Origin of the sequence: Pseudomonas sp. 43NM1, assembly GCF_002836905.1 — a bacterium.
In the GTDB taxonomy this organism is placed as follows: Bacteria; Pseudomonadota; Gammaproteobacteria; order Pseudomonadales; family Pseudomonadaceae; genus Aquipseudomonas; species Aquipseudomonas prosekii.
The window spans coordinates 1-16,334 of the sequence record NZ_MKGS01000016.1; the positions used below are offsets into that span (position 1 = coordinate 1).

The following is a 16,334-nucleotide window of genomic DNA, read 5'->3' on the forward strand; positions in this document are numbered from 1 at the left end:
CTCTCAGGTGCTCCATATTCTGGGGGCGAGGGCTTCTCGTCCGAGTAATGCAGGTCTGAGTAAGCGCCACAAATCTATAAGCCAACCGCGCGCCAATAACGCCTCACTGGCCAGGCACCGCGCCACCAGCAACCCCGGCAACTGGGTCAAATCCCCGCGCACGTCGTTGGGCAGCGAGCGACAGGTTTGCAGCAAATCACTGTCGATTTCCCCGGTCACCAGCAACGTCGCAAATACCGGTTGGCCGTCCAGGCCGATCGGCGAGTCGAGCAAACCATCAGCGCCGACAATGCGCTGGCGTTCGTGCCAGAGCAACTGGCCGTCGCGGCGGATGTCGAGCTGCGCCTGAAAATGCCCGAGGTCAAAACGCTCGCCACTGGCCGGGCGCCCCAGCGCCACCACGTCCCAATAGAACAGTCGCGCATCGCCCTCAAGCTCAATCGAGGTACTCAGCTCAGCCTGCGCGGCGCTGAAAATAATCGTTTCCTGCGGCAGCCACTCCAGGGTCGCGCCAGCGGCCACGCGCAATTCCAGTTGCTGATAAGCCGGACCGGCAGCGCGATACCATTTGGCCGCGCCGGGGCTGGTGATTTGCGCCCAGGCCTCGGCGCCGACGCTGGCCGAGATATCCAGCCGATCGCCACCGGCAATCCCGCCCGGCGGATGAACGATGATGTGCTGACACACCTCCGGGCCTTCGGCGTACAGGTGCTTTTGCACCCGCAGCGGGCCTTTGTGGCGACGCTGAACCGGGCGCGTGCTGGCGCCGAAACGCGCGTAGCCGAGCTCCAGCTCGGCGTGCCAACTCGGGGTAAACAGGACAGTGGGGACAGGTAAATTCATGGTTTTTGATTATCGTTAGGACGCTACAGACTAGATCGTAACCAGCCCGCGCACACCCTCGGCTTGCATATTTTCACCGCGGCCCTGCTGGACGATCTCGCCTCGGGACATCACCAGGTATTGATCGGCCAGTTCGGCGGCGAAGTCGTAAAACTGTTCCACCAGCAAAATCGCCATGTCGCCGCGTGCTGCGAGTTTCTTGATCACCGCGCCGATTTCCTTGATCACCGACGGCTGAATGCCTTCGGTCGGTTCATCGAGAATCAGCAAACGCGGACGGCTGGCCAACGCGCGGCCAATGGCCAATTGTTGCTGCTGGCCGCCGGACAAGTCCCCGCCACGCCGTTGCTTCATTTGCAGCAACACCGGAAACAGCTCGTAGATGAACGCCGGGACTTCCTTCGCCTCGCTGCCGGGGAAACGCGAGAGGCCCATCAGCAGGTTTTCCTCGACGGTCAGCCGCCCGAAAATCTCCCGGCCCTGCGGCACGTAAGCGATGCCGGCGCGCACCCGTTGATGCGGCTTGAACGTGGTGATCGGCTTGCCCTCCCAATTCACCGCGCCTTCCTTGGCCGGCAACAGGCCCATCAGGCACTTGAGAAGGGTGGTTTTACCGACGCCGTTGCGCCCGAGCAGGCAGGTGACTTCGCCGACCTTAACTTCAAACGTGAGGCCACGCAGAATGTGGCTACCGCCGTAATACTGATGCAGCTTGTCGACTTGCAGCATTTGTGAATTCTCCTCAAATCCCTGTAGGAGCGAGGCTTGCCCGCGAAGGGGACCTCAATGCCGCCAAAAGCTTCGCGGGCAAGCCTCGCTCCTACGGGGAGCAAAATCATCTACCGAGATAAACCTCGATCACGCGTTCGTTTTCCTGCACTTGTTCCAGCGATCCTTCGGCCAGCACGCTGCCCTGATGCAGCACGGTGACGTGGTCGGCAATCGAGCCGACAAAGCCCATGTCATGCTCCACCACCATCAACGAATGCTTGCCGGCCAGGCGCTTGAACAGCTCGGCGGTGAACTCGGTTTCGGCGTCGGTCATGCCTGCCACCGGTTCGTCGAGCAGCAGCAATTGCGGGTCCTGCATTAGCAACATGCCGATTTCCAGAAACTGCTTCTGCCCGTGGGACAGCAGCCCCGCCGGACGATTGACCGAGGTGGTCAGGCGAATCGTCTCCAGCACTTCGGCAATGCGATCCTTCTGCTCGCCGCTCAGCCGCGCGCGCAAACTGGCCCATACCGACTTGTCGGTTTTCTGCGCCAGTTCGAGGTTTTCAAACACGCTCAACGCTTCGAACACCGTCGGCTTCTGGAACTTGCGGCCGATGCCGGCCTGGGCGATTTGCACTTCGCTCATCTGGGTCAGATCCAGGGTTTCGCCGAACCAGGCTTTGCCGTGACTTGGCCGGGTCTTGCCGGTGATCACGTCCATCAGCGTGGTTTTGCCCGCGCCGTTGGGGCCGATGATGCAGCGCAATTCGCTGACGCCGATGTACAGGTTCAGATTGTTCAACGCCTTGAAGCCATCGAAGCTGACGCTGATGTCTTCCAGGGTCAGGATCGTGCCGTGGCGGGTGTCGAGGCCGGGACCGACGCGTTGGCCGAAGCCAATGCTGTCGCGGCTAGTGCCGGCGTCCTTGTTCGGTTCCACCGGGAAAAACGCTGGTTCGAGCATAAATTCCGCCGTCGCAGTGACTCTCATTGTTCACCTCTTTTTTTCAGCAGCCCAATCACGCCCTTAGGCAGGTAAAGGGTCACGACGATGAACAGCGCACCGAGAAAGAACAGCCAGTATTCCGGGAACGCCACGGTGAACCAGCTCTTCATGCCGTTGACCACGCCCGCGCCGAGCAGCGGCCCGATCAGCGTGCCGCGACCACCCAAAGCGACCCACACGGCGGCTTCGATGGAGTTGGTCGGCGACATTTCGCTCGGGTTGATGATCCCCACTTGCGGCACGTACAACGCACCGGCCAGCCCACAGAGCACCGCGCTCAACACCCAGACGAACAACTTGAAACCCCGCGGATCGTAGCCGCAGAACATCAGGCGGTTTTCCGCGTCACGCAGTGCGGTCAGCACACGGCCGAACTTGCTCTGCGCCAGACGCCAACCGATAAACAGGCTTGCCACGAGCAACACCACGGTGGCGAAAAACAGCACCGCGCGCGTCCCCGGTTCGGTGATGCCGAAGCCGAGAATGGTGCGGAAATTGGTGAAGCCGTTGTTGCCGCCAAAACCGGTTTCGTTGCGGAAAAACAGGAGCATTCCAGCGAAGGTCAGCGCTTGGGTCATGATCGAGAAATACACGCCTTTGATCCGCGAGCGGAACGCGAAAAACCCGAACACCAGCGCCAGCAATCCCGGCGCCAACACCACCAGGCACATGGCCCAGAGGAAGCTGCTGGTGCCGGTCCAGTACCACGGCAACTCGGTCCACGACAGGAACGTCATGAACGCCGGCAAGGCATCGCCCGAGGCCTGGCGCATCAGGTACATGCCCATCGCGTAGCCGCCGAGGGCGAAGAACAAACCGTGGCCCAGCGACAGCAGACCGGCGTAACCCCAGACCAGATCCAGCGCCAAAGCGACGATGGCGTAACAGAGGATTTTGCCGACCAGCGTCAGCGTATACGCCGAGACGTGCAACGCGCTGTCGGCCGGCAACAGTGACAGCAGTGGCAGCGCCAGCAGCAGCACAAGAATCACCACACCCACGGCGATGGTGACTTTGGGGCCGGCCTTTTGCGAGGCCGTGAGCATCAGGGGCTGGTTCATCAGTCGATCACCCGTCCTTTCAGTGCGAAGAGGCCTTGCGGACGTTTCTGGATGAACAGAATGATCAGCGCGAGGATCAGGATTTTGCCGAGCACCGCACCGATCTGCGGTTCGAGAATCTTGTTGGCGATGCCCAGACCGAAGGCTGCGAACACGCTACCGGCCAACTGCCCGACGCCGCCGAGCACCACCACCAGGAACGAGTCGATGATGTAGCTCTGGCCGAGGTCCGGGCCGACGTTGCCGATCTGGCTCAACGCGACGCCACCAAGCCCAGCGATGCCCGAACCGAGGCCAAACGCGAGCATGTCCACGCGCCCGGTCGGCACGCCGCAGCAGGCCGCCATGTTGCGATTCTGGGTGACCGCGCGCACGTTCAGACCGAGACGCGTCTTGTTCAGCAGCAGCCAGGTCAGCACCACCACGAACAGCGCAAACGCGATGATGACGATGCGGTTGTAGGGCAACACGAGGTTGGGCAGCACTTGAATCCCGCCGGACAACCACGCCGGGTTGGCCACTTCAACGTTTTGCGCGCCGAACAGTAAACGGACCAGTTGGATCAGCATCAGGCTGATGCCCCAGGTCGCGAGCAGGGTTTCCAGCGGTCGGCCGTAGAGGTGGCGAATCACCGTGCGTTCCAGCGCCATGCCGATTGCGGCGGTGACAAAAAACGCCACCGGCAGCGCGATCAACGGGTAGAACTCGATGGCTTGCGGGGCGAAGCGCTGGAACATCAGTTGCACCACGTACGTCGAGTAGGCGCCGAGCATCAGCATCTCGCCGTGGGCCATGTTGATCACGCCGAGCAGGCCGAAAGTGATCGCCAGACCGAGCGCGGCCAACAGCAGGATCGAGCCCAGCGACATGCCGCTGAACGCCTGGCCGAGCAACTCACCGATCAGCAGTTTGCGTTTGACTTGCGCCAGGCTGGTTTCGGCGGCGGTGCGTACGCCGGAATCGGCTTCGACGCCCGGTTCGAGCAAACCTTCGAGGCGTGTGCGCGCCAGCGGATCGCCGGTTTCACCGAGCAAACGCACGGCGGCGAGGCGCACGGCGGGGTCGCTGTCGACCAGTTGCAGATTGGCCAACGCGAGGCTGAGGGCGGCGTGCACGCTTTCATCTCTTTCGCCAGCCAGTTGCTGGTCGAGGAATTTCAGCTGCGCCGGTTTGGCGCTTTTCTGCAATTGCTGCGCGGCGGCCAGACGGATTTTGGCGTCGGCGGCGAGCAATTGGTGGCTGGCCAGTGCGGTGTCGATCAGACCCCGCAGGCGATTGTTCAGGCGCAAGGTTTTCGGTTGGCCTTCGACGGTCAATTCGCCTTGTTGCAGGGCGTTGATCAGTTCGATACGCGCCGGATCGGGCTGCGCGGCCCAGGCTTCCAGCAGCTTGGCTTGTTGCATCGGATTGGCGGCGACGAAGTCTTCGGCGTCACCGGCAAAAGTGGCCATCGGCAACAACAATGCGATGGCGAGAATGAGACGGTAGAGGGCGGTGGGCATTTAGTGGTGTCCTGTTCAGCGGCGGCCGATGAGACTGTGTTCGGCTTTGAATCGGCCCCTCACCCTAACCCTCTCCCCAAAGGGGCGAGGGGACTGACCGAGGTGATTGGCAGACAGGCTGCGACCTGAAAAATCGAGGCGAACTCAGGCTTTGGAAAGCATGAAGATCGGCTCCCTTTCCCCCTCTCCCCTTTGGGGAGAGGGCTGGGGTGAGGGGTGGATTTCAAGTCTTCCCCAAAACCCGGATCTGCCTCAGTTGCTCTTCACCGCGTAATCCGGCTTTTTGTCGTTGCCATCGATAAACGGGCTCCATGGCTGGGCGCGGATTGGCCCTTCGGTCTGCCACACCACGTTGAACTGACCGTCGGCCTGAATCTCGCCGATCATCACTGGTTTGTGCAGGTGATGGTTGGTCTTGTCCATGGTCAGCGTATAGCCCGATGGCGCCGCGAACGTCTGCCCGGCCAGCGCTTCACGGACCTTGTCGACGTCGGTCGATTTGGCTTTTTCCGCCGCTTGCGCCCACATGTGAATACCGACGTAAGTCGCTTCCATCGGGTCGTTGGTCACCGCTTTGTCGGCGCCCGGCAGGTTGTGTTTCTTCGCGTAGGCTTTCCAGTCAGCGACGAATTTCTTGTTCGCCGGGTTCTCGACCGACTCAAAGTAGTTCCACGCCGCGAGGTTGCCCACCAACGGTTTGGTGTCGATCCCGCGCAGTTCCTCTTCGCCCACCGAGAACGCCACGACAGGCACGTCGGTGGCTTTCAAACCCTGGTTGGCCAGCTCTTTGTAGAACGGCACGTTGGAGTCGCCGTTGACCGTCGAAATCACCGCAGTCTTGCCACCGGCGGAGAATTTTTTAATGTTGGCGACGATGGTTTGGTAATCACTGTGACCGAACGGCGTGTAGACCTCTTCGATGTCCTTGTCCGCGACACCTTTGGAGTGCAGGAACGAACGCAAAATCTTGTTGGTGGTGCGCGGGTAGACGTAGTCGGTGCCGAGCAGGAAGTAGCGTTTGGCGCTGCCACCTTCTTCGCTCATCAGGTATTCCACCGCCGGGATCGCTTGCTGGTTCGGCGCCGCGCCGGTGTAGAAAACATTCGGCGACATTTCTTCGCCCTCGTACTGCACCGGGTAGAACAGCAGCCCGTTGAGTTCTTCGAACACCGGCAGCACCGATTTACGCGACACCGAGGTCCAGCAACCGAACACCACGGCGACCTTGTCCTGCGTCAGCAACTGCCGGCCCTTTTCGGCGAACAGCGGCCAGTTCGACGCCGGGTCAACCACCACCGGTTCGAGCATCTTGCCGTTGACGCCGCCCTTGGCGTTGATTTCGTCGATGGTCATCAACGCCATGTCCTTCAGCGAGGTTTCGGAGATCGCCATGGTGCCGGACAACGAATGCAAAATACCGACCTTGATGGTCTCGGCGGCCTGGATGCTCCAGGTCATGCCCATCGCGGCAATCGATGCCGATAGTGTGAAAGCCTTGATCAAGCTGCGACGCTTCATTGTGCGATCTCCATGAACTTATGAATTTTCTTGGTTGGCAGATGCGGACTACTGAAGGGTCTTTAGCAAGGGCTGTGCCTGGTCGGCAAAAGGCAGGGAAATGTCGTATTAGAGCGGTTGCGCGGTTTGGGCGACGCACCATGACGGGACGAGGGCGGGGCGGTGGTGCGACGGTGTGCGTCATTGTGGTGCTGCCGCTTGGCGGCAGCGGTGATGCGGGGATTCAGTTAACGCCCGGGAAGGCGTCGACGTACTCGATAGTGAAATCGGGGAAGGCGTCGACGATCTGAATCTTGTAATCGGGGAAGCTATCGACTGTTTTCCACTTGCCGGCTGAATCTGGAAAGGCGTCGACTTTCTTCACCTTCAGATCGGGGAACGAATTCACCACCTTCACCTTGTAATCGGGAAAACTGTCGACGAATTTGATCTTGCCGTAAATCTTTGAGACGTCGACTGTCGTATCGGCCGAGGCGGAAAAGGAACCGAGCAGCAACAGGGACACAAAAACAGCTTTCAACATGGGGCTCATCCTGAGAGTGGTGATGTGCGCAGTCTACGCAATGATCAACGGCGTCGCATCAGTCCGATGAAAAACAAGCCACCGATGGCGGCGGTGGCGACGCCGATGGGTAGGTCTTCCGGGGCAATCAAGGTGCGCGCGGCGACATCGACCCACACCAGAAACACACTACCGAGCAACACGCACACCGGCAGCAATCGCCGATGCTCCGCTCCGACCAACCGCCGCGCAATGTGCGGCACCATCAGCCCGACAAACCCGATAGACCCGCTGATCGACACCAGCACCCCAGTCATCAGCGAAGCAATCAAAAACACCCGCAACCGCACGGTACGAGCGTTCAGCCCGAGGGTCACGGCCGTCTGCTCACCCGCCATCAACGCATTCAGTGGCCGAGCCATGCCCAGCAACAACACCAACCCGAGCAACACGCTGGCCGCCGGCACCGCCAGCAATTCCCAGCGTGCCAACCCGAGCCCGCCAAGCATCCAGAACATCACCGCCGAACTCGCGCGGTGATCGCCGAGAAACAGCAGCAGATTGGCGATCGCCATCATCACGAAGGACACCGCCACGCCGCACAACAGCAGCCGATCACTGTCCAGCCGCCCGTTGCGGTTGGCGATCATCAGCACGATCAGCATACTCAGCAACGCGCCGATAAACGCCGCGATCGGCAAGGTCAGCAGGCCGACGATTTCACCGACATGCAGCACCACGATCACGGCACCGAGGGTCGCGCCGGAGGTGACTCCAAGCAGGTGCGGGTCGGCCAACGGGTTGCGCGTCACCGCTTGCAGCACCGCACCGATCAGCGCCAACCCGGCACCCACCAACGTGCCAAGCAACATGCGAGGCACACGAATCAACCAGACGATGTGTTCCTGCCCGGCGGCCCAGTCCGGCACGCCGAAACCGAAAATCTTGTGCAACAGAATCCGCCACACCACGTCCACCGGCACCCGCGCCGGGCCGAAGCCCAGCGACACCACGCACGACACCAGCAACAGTGCGCCAAGGGCGATCAGCAACAACGCGTAGCGGCGATTGATCATGGGCGTTGAAGCTCTTTGAACGAAAAGCCTTTGGCCAGGGTTTCCACCGCCAGCACGTTGTCGATGCCCGGCGTGGCTTGCACGTAGGGGATGACGATAAAGCGCTGGTTTTTGATCGCGTCCACCGATTGCAGCGCCTGGTTGTCGAGCAGGAATTGTTTTTTCTGCGCGGCAGTGACTTCGCCGTAATCGACGATGACGATCACTTGCGGATTGCGTTCGACCACGTTTTCCCAATTGACCCGGGTCCAGCTCGCCTCGACGTCGTCGAGAATATTGCGCCCGCCGGCCGCGTCGATCAGCGCTTGCGGCATGCCGAGACGGCCGGAGGTCATCGCCCGATCTTCGCCGCTGTCATAGAGGAACACGCGCGGCTTGTCTGTCGGAAGGTCTTGGCGCACGGCGGCGACTTTGGCCTGCATGTCGGCGATCAGCGCGTTGGCGCGGTCCTGCACGTCGAAGATTTTGCCGAGGTTGCGCAGGTCGTTGTAGGTGTCTTCCAGGGTCGCGGCGGGGCGCTTCATGACGAACGCGCAGGACTCGGTCAGCTCGTAGACATTGATGCCCAGCGGTTGCAGGGTTTGCGGCGTGAGGTCGCCGCCGACGCGCATGCCGTAATCCCAACCGGCGAAGAAGAAATCGACGTTGGCATTGAGCAGGGTTTCCACCGACGGGTATTTCGCCGCCAGTTCCGGCAAACCGTCGAGCAGCGATTGCATGTCGGGGGTGACCGACTTCCAGCCACTGACGCCGCTGTAACCGGCCATGCTCGGTTTGAGGCCGAGGGCGAGCATCATCTGGGTCATGTTGATGTCGTGGCTGACCGCGTGTTTCGGTGCCTGTTTGAAGGTTACTTCGCGGTTGCAACTCTGCACCGTCAGCGGGTATTTCGTCGCCTCGGCGAACGCGTGGGCACTGCCCAGCAACAGAGCGACGCAGAACAGGGAACGCACAGTCATGGTTGGGTTATCCAGGTGATTCGTGGGTAGCCGTGGAGGGGATGGTCGTCGATCAACGCTTCGACGCCGAACACGTCGCGCAGCAGCGGCGCGGTGAGCACTTGTTGCGGCGTGCCGCTGGCGACGATGCGCCCGTGGTTGATCACGTACAGCCGATCACAGAAAGCCGCGGCCAAATTGAGGTCATGGATGCTCGCGAGGGTGCCGATGTTCAGGCGTTTGACCAGTTGCAGCAATTCGAGCTGATAACGCGGGTCGAGGTGATTGGTCGGCTCGTCGAGGATCAGCAATTGCGGTTGCTGCGCCAGTGCGCGGGCGAGGATCACTCGTTGTTTTTCACCGCCGGAGAGCGTGGCGAAAGCGTGGTCTTCGAAGCCGCTGAGGCCGACCGACTCCAGCGCTTGGGTGGCGAGTTGGCGGTCGTCGAGCGTGTCGCCATCGAACAGGCCTTTGTGCGGCGTGCGGCCCATGGCGACCACTTCATCGACGGTCAGGCCGAAGGCGTCGGGGAATTCCTGCAACACCACCGCAATGCGTTGCGCGCACCAGCGCGAGGATTGTTTCCAGACGTTGTGGTGGTCCAGTTGAACCTCGCCGCTCTCGGGTTTGCTGAAGCGATAGGCGCAGCGCAGCAGGCTGGTCTTGCCGCTGCCGTTAGGCCCGATCAACCCGACAAACTCGCCGGCGGCCACGTGCAGCGAGGCATCACGCAGTTGAAACTGGTGATGACAATGGCCGTGGCCCAGGGGTGTCCAGGCGAGGTTAGTGAGGTTCAGCGAGGTCATGCAGGCTCCGTTGGGTGGTGATCGTGATTGCTATGGGTGTCAGTTGAATCGAGCCCCTCACCCTAACCCTCTCCCCAAAGGGGCGAGGGGACTGACCGAGGTGTTCTTGGATCTACATCGACCTGAAGAACCGAGTCGAACTCAGGTCCTGAAAAACCGAGTCGAATTCAGATTCTGAAAAGCCCCCGATTAGCTCCCTTTCCCCCTCTCCCCTCTGGGGAGAGGGTTGGGGTGAGGGGTGGCTTTTGAATCAAAAGGTGTAATCAGCGGTAACGAAAAACGACCGCGGTTCGCCGAGGATCCACTGCTGGCCGTCATTGTATTGGCTTTGCGCGTACTGGCGGTCAAACAGATTGTTCACCTGCAAGCCCAGCGTGGTATCGCGCCGGGCTTTCCAGGACAGCGTCGCATCGACCACGGTGTAGCTCGGCAGCTCATTGCGGTTGGCCATGTCGGCGTATCGCGCATCGACATATCGCACGCCCGCACCGGCTTTCAGCTCATCGCTGAGCGCTTTGCTCAGCCACAGATTGGCGGTGCGCCGTGGCACGTCCACCGGCCGATTGCCGTTGCGCGACACCGGGACACCACCGAGCAATTCTTCGAAATCGTCGTATTTGGCTTTGACGATTGCGGCGTTGGCCTGCAATTGCCAGGCGTGCGGCAGTTGCAGATCCAGGCTCGCTTCCAGGCCATTCGACGACTGTTGGCCGACCTGTTGCTTGAGCGTCGGATTGCTCGGGTCGTCGGTCAGCAATTTCTTTTTGACGATGCGATACGCCGCCAACGTGAACTCGCCGCGCTGATCCCAGAACAATTGCTTCATGCCGATTTCGCTTTGCCGGGCGCTCGCCAAGTCGTATTGCTGCTGGCCCGGGCTCAGGGAAATCAAGCCGCCGACACCATCAGTGCTGGTCGCCAGTTGGCCGTAAAACGAAGTATCCGGGGTCAGCGCAAACACCAGACCGGCCTTCCAGTTGTTGCCGGTCAACGTCTTGTCGCTGCGGCTATCGTTGGTCAGATCCGTGCGGTCGATGTGCACATAATCGCGGCGCACGCCGGTCACCAGCGACCAGCGCTCGCTCAGTTGCGTACGGTTTTCAGCGAACACCGACATCTGTTTGGTCGTCGACTGAAACTGGCCACGGTACGGGTTGCTGCTTTCGAACTGCCCCGGTTGCGGGTGATACAGATCCAGCGCTTGGCCGTTCGGCAGCACGTCGTTGAACGGCGAATTGCTTTCGAGCTGGAAGCGGATGCGGTTGTAATCGACGCCGGTCACCGTTTGGCTGTCGAGGCCGAACAGGCTGTGCTTGAAGGTGAACGTCTGCCGATCGCCGAGCTGTTCCTGCGTATGGCCGATGCCGAAATAACCACTGCGGCTCAATTGTTGAGTGTCGCGGTCGAAGTTGTAGTTTTCGGCGTTCTGCCAGCGGCGTTGGACCTTGAGGTAATACAGCTCGTTGCTCGAGCTGACGTTATCGGAAATCTGCCAGTCGCTGGTCAGCCGCGTCCATTGATCGTTGTAGTGCTGCTGATCGTTGCTGACGTTGTAATTCTTGTCGCGCAGGCTGTGCTTGAAGCGGCCATTGATCAGCGGCGTGCCGAAATAATTCATCGGTTTCTGATCGCCGTAATCGTGCGCCAGGGTGAACGCCAGATCGTCTGTCGCCTGCCAGCGCAGGGCCGCGCTGATGAAGTCGCTGGCGGCGTCGCCACGGTCGATCCAGCCATTGCTGCGCAGGCGATTGAGGTTCAAACGATAGCTCAAGGTATCGGTCAGCGAACCGCCGCTGTCGAACGCTTGCTGCTGACTGTCGTAGGAACCGTAGCCGAGGCGCAGGTGGTTTTCGATCTCGCCGGCGAAAGGCTTTTTCGGGATCACGTTGACCACCGCACCGGTCGCGCCCTCGCCGTACAACACCGATGCCGGCCCGCGCAGCACATCGACGCGCTCCACCGACCATGTATCCACCGGAAAGGTGCCGGTGCCCATGCCGGTGTACAGGCGGTTGCCGTCGAACAACTGCATCACCGAACTCTGCCCGGTAAACCCGCGCGCCGACAACGACGTGCCGCCATCACCCGGCGTGCCTGTGCGGCTGATCCCGGTGCTGCGCGACACCGCGTCCTGCACGCTGCGATCCCCGCGCGCGCGGACCTGCGCGCCGGTCAGGCTTTCGACACTGGCCGGGGTTTCCAGCGCCGTCAGATTCAGCCGCGAACCGGCGGTGGTCGGCGTGTCGAGGCGCACCGTTTCGTCATCAACCACCGGCGCGGTGATGGTGCCCGTAGGCAAGGTCAGCGCTTGGGCGCAAGCATGATTATTGATGGCGAACAGGCAAAGGCTGGACAAGAGGTACTTGTTCATCGGGGCGGTGAATCACTTCTGCAAAAGAAAACCCGCAACGTTCCTGTCGCGGGCGGGGCGGTGCATTTGCGTATACAGCAACACTAAAAATGACCGAGCAATAAGCGCGCGGATTGTACAGATCCCTCTAAAACGCGCATCTCGGCTGTTTCATGATCAAGGTGAGGCAGGCTCAGGTTGGCGATTGAAGTGCGACAGCACCACTCGATCCAGCAACCAAACGACAATCAGCGAGGCGCCCACCAGCGGGAATATCACCGCCAGCGCGAACATGATGACCATCGCGGTTTTCCATTTCGGCAGGTCGTGGCGCAGTGGCGGCACCCCGAGTTTTCCGCTTGGGCGACGTTTCCACCAGATCACCACGCCGCTGACGGCGCTGAGCAGAATCATCAGACAGATCAACATCACCACGATCTGGTTGAACACGCCGAACATCTTGCCTTCGTGCAGCATCACGCCGATTTCAGTGGCGCGGGCGACGGTGTTGTAGTGCTCGAAGCGCACATCGGCGAGGACCTTGCCGGTGTATTGATCGACGTGCAGCGTGGCGTCGTTGCGCGGGTCGTCGGCGAACACGGCGATGGTGAATACGCCGGTGGCGGTGGTCGGCAGGGTAATGCTGTAGCCCGGTTCGACCTTGCGTTGTTCGGCGATGTTTTGTACGTCTTGCAGGCTGATGGTCGGCGCCGCTGGCCCGACCGGTGCGGCGCCGTGGGCCATGTGTTCAGCGTGATCGCCGGACATTGGCATCGGCGTGTTTTCCATCGCCCAAGGCACGGTTTGGCGGGTCGCGGTGTTGAGGCTGCGGGCCTCGACGTCGGACTTCGGCATGTCATTCCACATCGCCGCCGGGAAGCTGTTCCAGACGTCGGCGTATTGCTTGCCCCAGAAGCCGGTCCAAGTCATGCCGCTGAGCAACATCACCAGCAAAAACGCAGCGCCCCAGAACCCGGTCACCGCGTGCAAATCCCGCCACAGCACGCGACCGCGACTGCGCATGCGTGGCCACAGCACGCCGGCGTATTGCCCGCGCGGCCACCAGAGGAAAACCCCGGACACCACCAGCACCACGCCCCAACCGGCAGCCAATTCGACCAGCCGATCGCCAACGGTGCCGATCATCAATTCGCCGTGAATCGAGCGTGCGAGCGCTTGCAGGTTTTGCTTCGCGTCCTGCTCGCCGAGGATGTCGCCGTGGTACGGATCGATGAAGACGTTGAGCTCGTTGCCGGCATTGATCAGGACAAATTGGGCGCTGCGTTCGGCGTTGACCGGCGGCAGGTATTGGGTGATCTGGCCCTGTGGATAAGCGTTTTTGACGCGCTTCATCAGTTCATCGGCGGACACCGTGTGGTGGCCGGCCGGGACGTTCATCAGGCTGCCATACATCAGCGGATCGAGTTGCGGTTTGAACAGGTAAATCAGGCCGGTCAGGGCCAGCATCACCATGAACGGCGCGACGAATAGCCCGGCATAAAAATGCCAACGCCAGGCCAGGTTGTAGAAATTCGGTTTGGGCTGTGTCATCACGTGTGCTCCGCTTGGCTTGGATCTTATGTTGTTTCACCGCAGTACCTGTGGGAGCCGGCAAGCTCGCTCCCACAGGTTTTGCATACTGTTAAAAGCTCATATCCACCTTGGTCCAGAGCGTGCGCCCCGGTTCGTTGATGGCTTGCGGGTCGTTGGCCGGGTAGCCAAAACCGGCGTTACCGGCCAGGTTCAAATGCTCGGCGTAATTCTTGCCGAACAGGTTGTCGACGCCACTGCTGACCTTCCAGTTCTTGTTGATGCGGTACGCGCCATTCAGCGAGAACACGCCGAAACCCGAGCTCTTGTCGAAGTCCTTGCCGACCACGTTGCCCTTGTTCTGGTCGATGCGATTTTGCGCTGCGACCACCCGCCACAATGCCCCGGCGCTCCAGTTTTGTTCGCTGTAAGTCAGGCCGAAACGCGCGTCCAGCGGCGGCATCTGCGGCAATGCGGTGCCATCGCTGCTGTTCTTGCCCCATGCGTAGGCCAGGGTTGCGTCGGCCTTCCAGTTGTCGCTCAGCTTGTACGCGGCGCCGAGTTCGCCGCCCATGATCCGCGCGTCGATGTTCTGCGCTTGCGAGGTCGCGCCCATCATCCCCGGCGTGTAGTTGAACAGGATGTAATCGCGTACCTGGCCGACGTAAGCCGAGGCCCAGGCTTCAAGATCTTCGGTTTTGTATTGCAGGCCGAAATCCAGCTGAGTGGTCTTTTCCGGTTTGATCGAATCGAAGGCATTCACTGAACCGGCAGGCCCCAATTTCGGCGAAAACAGTTCCCAGTAATCCGGGAAGCGCTGACTGTGACCGAGGCCGGCATACAGCGTGGTCGGGCTGTCGGCGAGGTCATGCTCGTAGCGGACAAAACCGCTGGGCAAGGTGTCGGCGCGGGTGTCGTCAGCGGTCGGATTGGCCCGTGTCATCATTCCCGAACCGTTGGTCTGCCGATAGTCCTTGGCCGAAGCGCGGTCCAGGCGCGCGCCAGTGATCAGCCGATCGCGGTCGGCGGCGTACCAGGTCAGTTCGCTGAACACCCCGTAGTTGTGGAAGTCGGCGTCCTTGGTGTACGGCAGGTTTTTATAGGTGTCGATGCCCATGCTGCTGCGCTGGCGGTGTTCGTTGGTCTGCGCGTCGATGCCGCTGATCAACTGCACATCGGCCCAGCGCCAGGTGGCTTTGATCCGCGCGCCGAGCGTGCGACGGTCGACGTTGGAAGCCATCGGCCCGGCCATCATGCCGGTGCCAGACGGCGTGCGCAGGGTGTAGTTGTCCATGACGTGGTCGGCGTAGTTGTAGTAGACCTGCGCCTCGACCTTATCCAGCACCTCGCCGATGTTGGACTTTTCGAAACGCAAACCGAGGCTTTCGCGTTTGAACTGCGAACCGTCCATGCCGCGCCCGGCGTAACGCGCTTCACCGTCGCCCTTGCCGGCGGTCAGCTCCAGCAAGGTGTCGGCGTCGGGCGTCCAGCCCAGCGCGACGTCGCCGCTCCATTTGTCGTAGCGCGAGGCAACGGTGTCGTTGTTGCCGTCCCTGTAGTCGTCGGAATGCGCGGTGTTGCCGATCACTCGCACGTAGCCCAAAGGCCCGCCCGCCGCAGCGTCGACGACTTTGTCGAAGCGGCCGTTGGAGCCGGCCAATACGCTGGCATTCATCCGCGTGCCGAGTTCGCCGAAGCTTTCCGGTTCACGATCAAACAGGATCGTGCCCGCCGAGGCACCCGGTCCCCAGAGCACGGTTTGCGGGCCTTTGATCACGGTGAGTTTGTCGTAGGTTTCCGGAGAAATGTACGACGTCGGCGCGTCCATCCGGCCAGGGCAGGCGCCGAGCATCATGCTGCCGTTGGTGAGGATGTTCAGCCGCGAACCGAACATGCCGCGCAGCACCGGATCGCCATTGGTGCCGCCATTGCGCACCAGCGCGAAGCCGGGAATGGTCTTCAGGTAATCGCCGCCATCGCTGGCCGGCACCGGTTGGCGCGGGTCCTTGGGGTTGGTGACGATGGTCAGCGGCGAACTCGGGGCGATTGCGGTGATGACCGTCGGGCTGAGTTCTTCGGAGTGGCCGGCGTGATCATCGGCCAAGACCATCGGGCTCAGCATTACCCCGCACAGGACGGCGGTGGCGTGAATGCAGCAAAAAGGCGAGTAACGAAAACGGGTGTAGCAAAAACGTGTGTCAGCAGAAAACCTGGACATGAAAATTTCCATCGAACAGTCGTAAACGACACGGCCGGCAAGCTGCGTGAATCCCTGTAGAAGCGGGCTTGTGTGGCGAGGAGGCTTGCCTCCGTTCGGCTGCGAAGCAGTCGTGAAACCAGTGCACGCGGAGCATCGGATGCACCACAGTCAGAGGTTTGGGGACCGCTTCGCGATCCAACGGGGGCAAGCCCCCTCGTCACAAAAGCCCGTTGCCACAGGGTTACTTCAGTTGTCTGCAAACCGTGTGAGATCGGGTGAGTGTTTACG

Annotated in this window: 13 protein-coding genes; all 13 read right to left on the bottom strand. The window is 61.1% G+C overall.

Annotation, left to right across the window (positions count from 1 at the left end):
- Positions 1-3: 3 nt before the first annotated feature.
- Positions 4-843, bottom strand: a complete 840-nt coding sequence (locus BI292_RS03760) for an urease accessory protein UreD (RefSeq protein ID WP_092273961.1) — start codon at positions 841-843, stop codon at positions 4-6.
- Positions 844-873: 30 nt separating this feature from the next.
- The gene (gene urtE, locus BI292_RS03765; RefSeq protein ID WP_092273958.1) at positions 874-1,572 is read right to left on the bottom strand and encodes an urea ABC transporter ATP-binding subunit UrtE; all 699 of its coding nucleotides are present in this window, start codon (positions 1,570-1,572) and stop codon (positions 874-876) included.
- A gap of 106 nt (positions 1,573-1,678) precedes the next feature.
- The gene (gene urtD, locus BI292_RS03770; RefSeq protein WP_101207038.1) at positions 1,679-2,548 is read right to left on the bottom strand and encodes an urea ABC transporter ATP-binding protein UrtD; all 870 of its coding nucleotides are present in this window, start codon (positions 2,546-2,548) and stop codon (positions 1,679-1,681) included.
- Complete coding sequence (gene urtC, locus BI292_RS03775) at positions 2,545-3,624, bottom strand: urea ABC transporter permease subunit UrtC (RefSeq protein ID WP_101207039.1); 1,080 nt, start codon at positions 3,622-3,624, stop codon at positions 2,545-2,547. The genes urtD and urtC overlap by 4 nt, the downstream gene beginning before the upstream one ends.
- Positions 3,624-5,126, bottom strand: coding sequence for an urea ABC transporter permease subunit UrtB (urtB, locus tag BI292_RS03780; RefSeq protein WP_101207040.1), 1,503 nt, complete (start codon positions 5,124-5,126; stop codon positions 3,624-3,626). Before urtB ends, urtC begins: the two co-directional genes overlap by 1 nt.
- Before the next feature lie 252 nt (positions 5,127-5,378).
- Entirely contained in the window at positions 5,379-6,644 is a 1,266-nt protein-coding gene (gene urtA, locus BI292_RS03785; protein ID WP_101207041.1) for an urea ABC transporter substrate-binding protein, read from the bottom strand.
- 223 nt (positions 6,645-6,867) lie between these two features.
- On the bottom strand, positions 6,868-7,167 hold the full coding sequence (locus BI292_RS03790; protein WP_101207042.1) for a hypothetical protein: 300 nt from the start codon (positions 7,165-7,167) through the stop codon (positions 6,868-6,870).
- A 44-nt stretch (positions 7,168-7,211) separates the two neighbouring features.
- Positions 7,212-8,222: an iron ABC transporter permease gene (locus tag BI292_RS03795; protein ID WP_101207043.1), complete on the bottom strand. Its 1,011-nt coding sequence runs from the start codon at positions 8,220-8,222 to the stop codon at positions 7,212-7,214.
- Complete coding sequence (locus BI292_RS03800) at positions 8,219-9,181, bottom strand: ABC transporter substrate-binding protein (protein WP_101207044.1); 963 nt, start codon at positions 9,179-9,181, stop codon at positions 8,219-8,221. The genes BI292_RS03795 and BI292_RS03800 overlap by 4 nt, the downstream gene beginning before the upstream one ends.
- Positions 9,178-9,966: an ABC transporter ATP-binding protein gene (locus BI292_RS03805; RefSeq protein ID WP_101207045.1), complete on the bottom strand. Its 789-nt coding sequence runs from the start codon at positions 9,964-9,966 to the stop codon at positions 9,178-9,180. Before BI292_RS03805 ends, BI292_RS03800 begins: the two co-directional genes overlap by 4 nt.
- Positions 9,967-10,216: 250 nt before the next feature.
- Positions 10,217-12,337 (bottom strand): TonB-dependent siderophore receptor, encoded by a 2,121-nt coding sequence (locus BI292_RS03810; protein ID WP_101207046.1) that lies wholly within the window; start codon positions 12,335-12,337, stop codon positions 10,217-10,219.
- Between the two features lie 156 nt (positions 12,338-12,493).
- Complete coding sequence (locus BI292_RS03815) at positions 12,494-13,867, bottom strand: PepSY domain-containing protein (protein WP_101207047.1); 1,374 nt, start codon at positions 13,865-13,867, stop codon at positions 12,494-12,496.
- 91 nt (positions 13,868-13,958) lie between these two features.
- Positions 13,959-16,064 (bottom strand): TonB-dependent copper receptor, encoded by a 2,106-nt coding sequence (locus BI292_RS03820; RefSeq protein WP_101207048.1) that lies wholly within the window; start codon positions 16,062-16,064, stop codon positions 13,959-13,961.
- Positions 16,065-16,334: the final 270 nt, after the last annotated feature.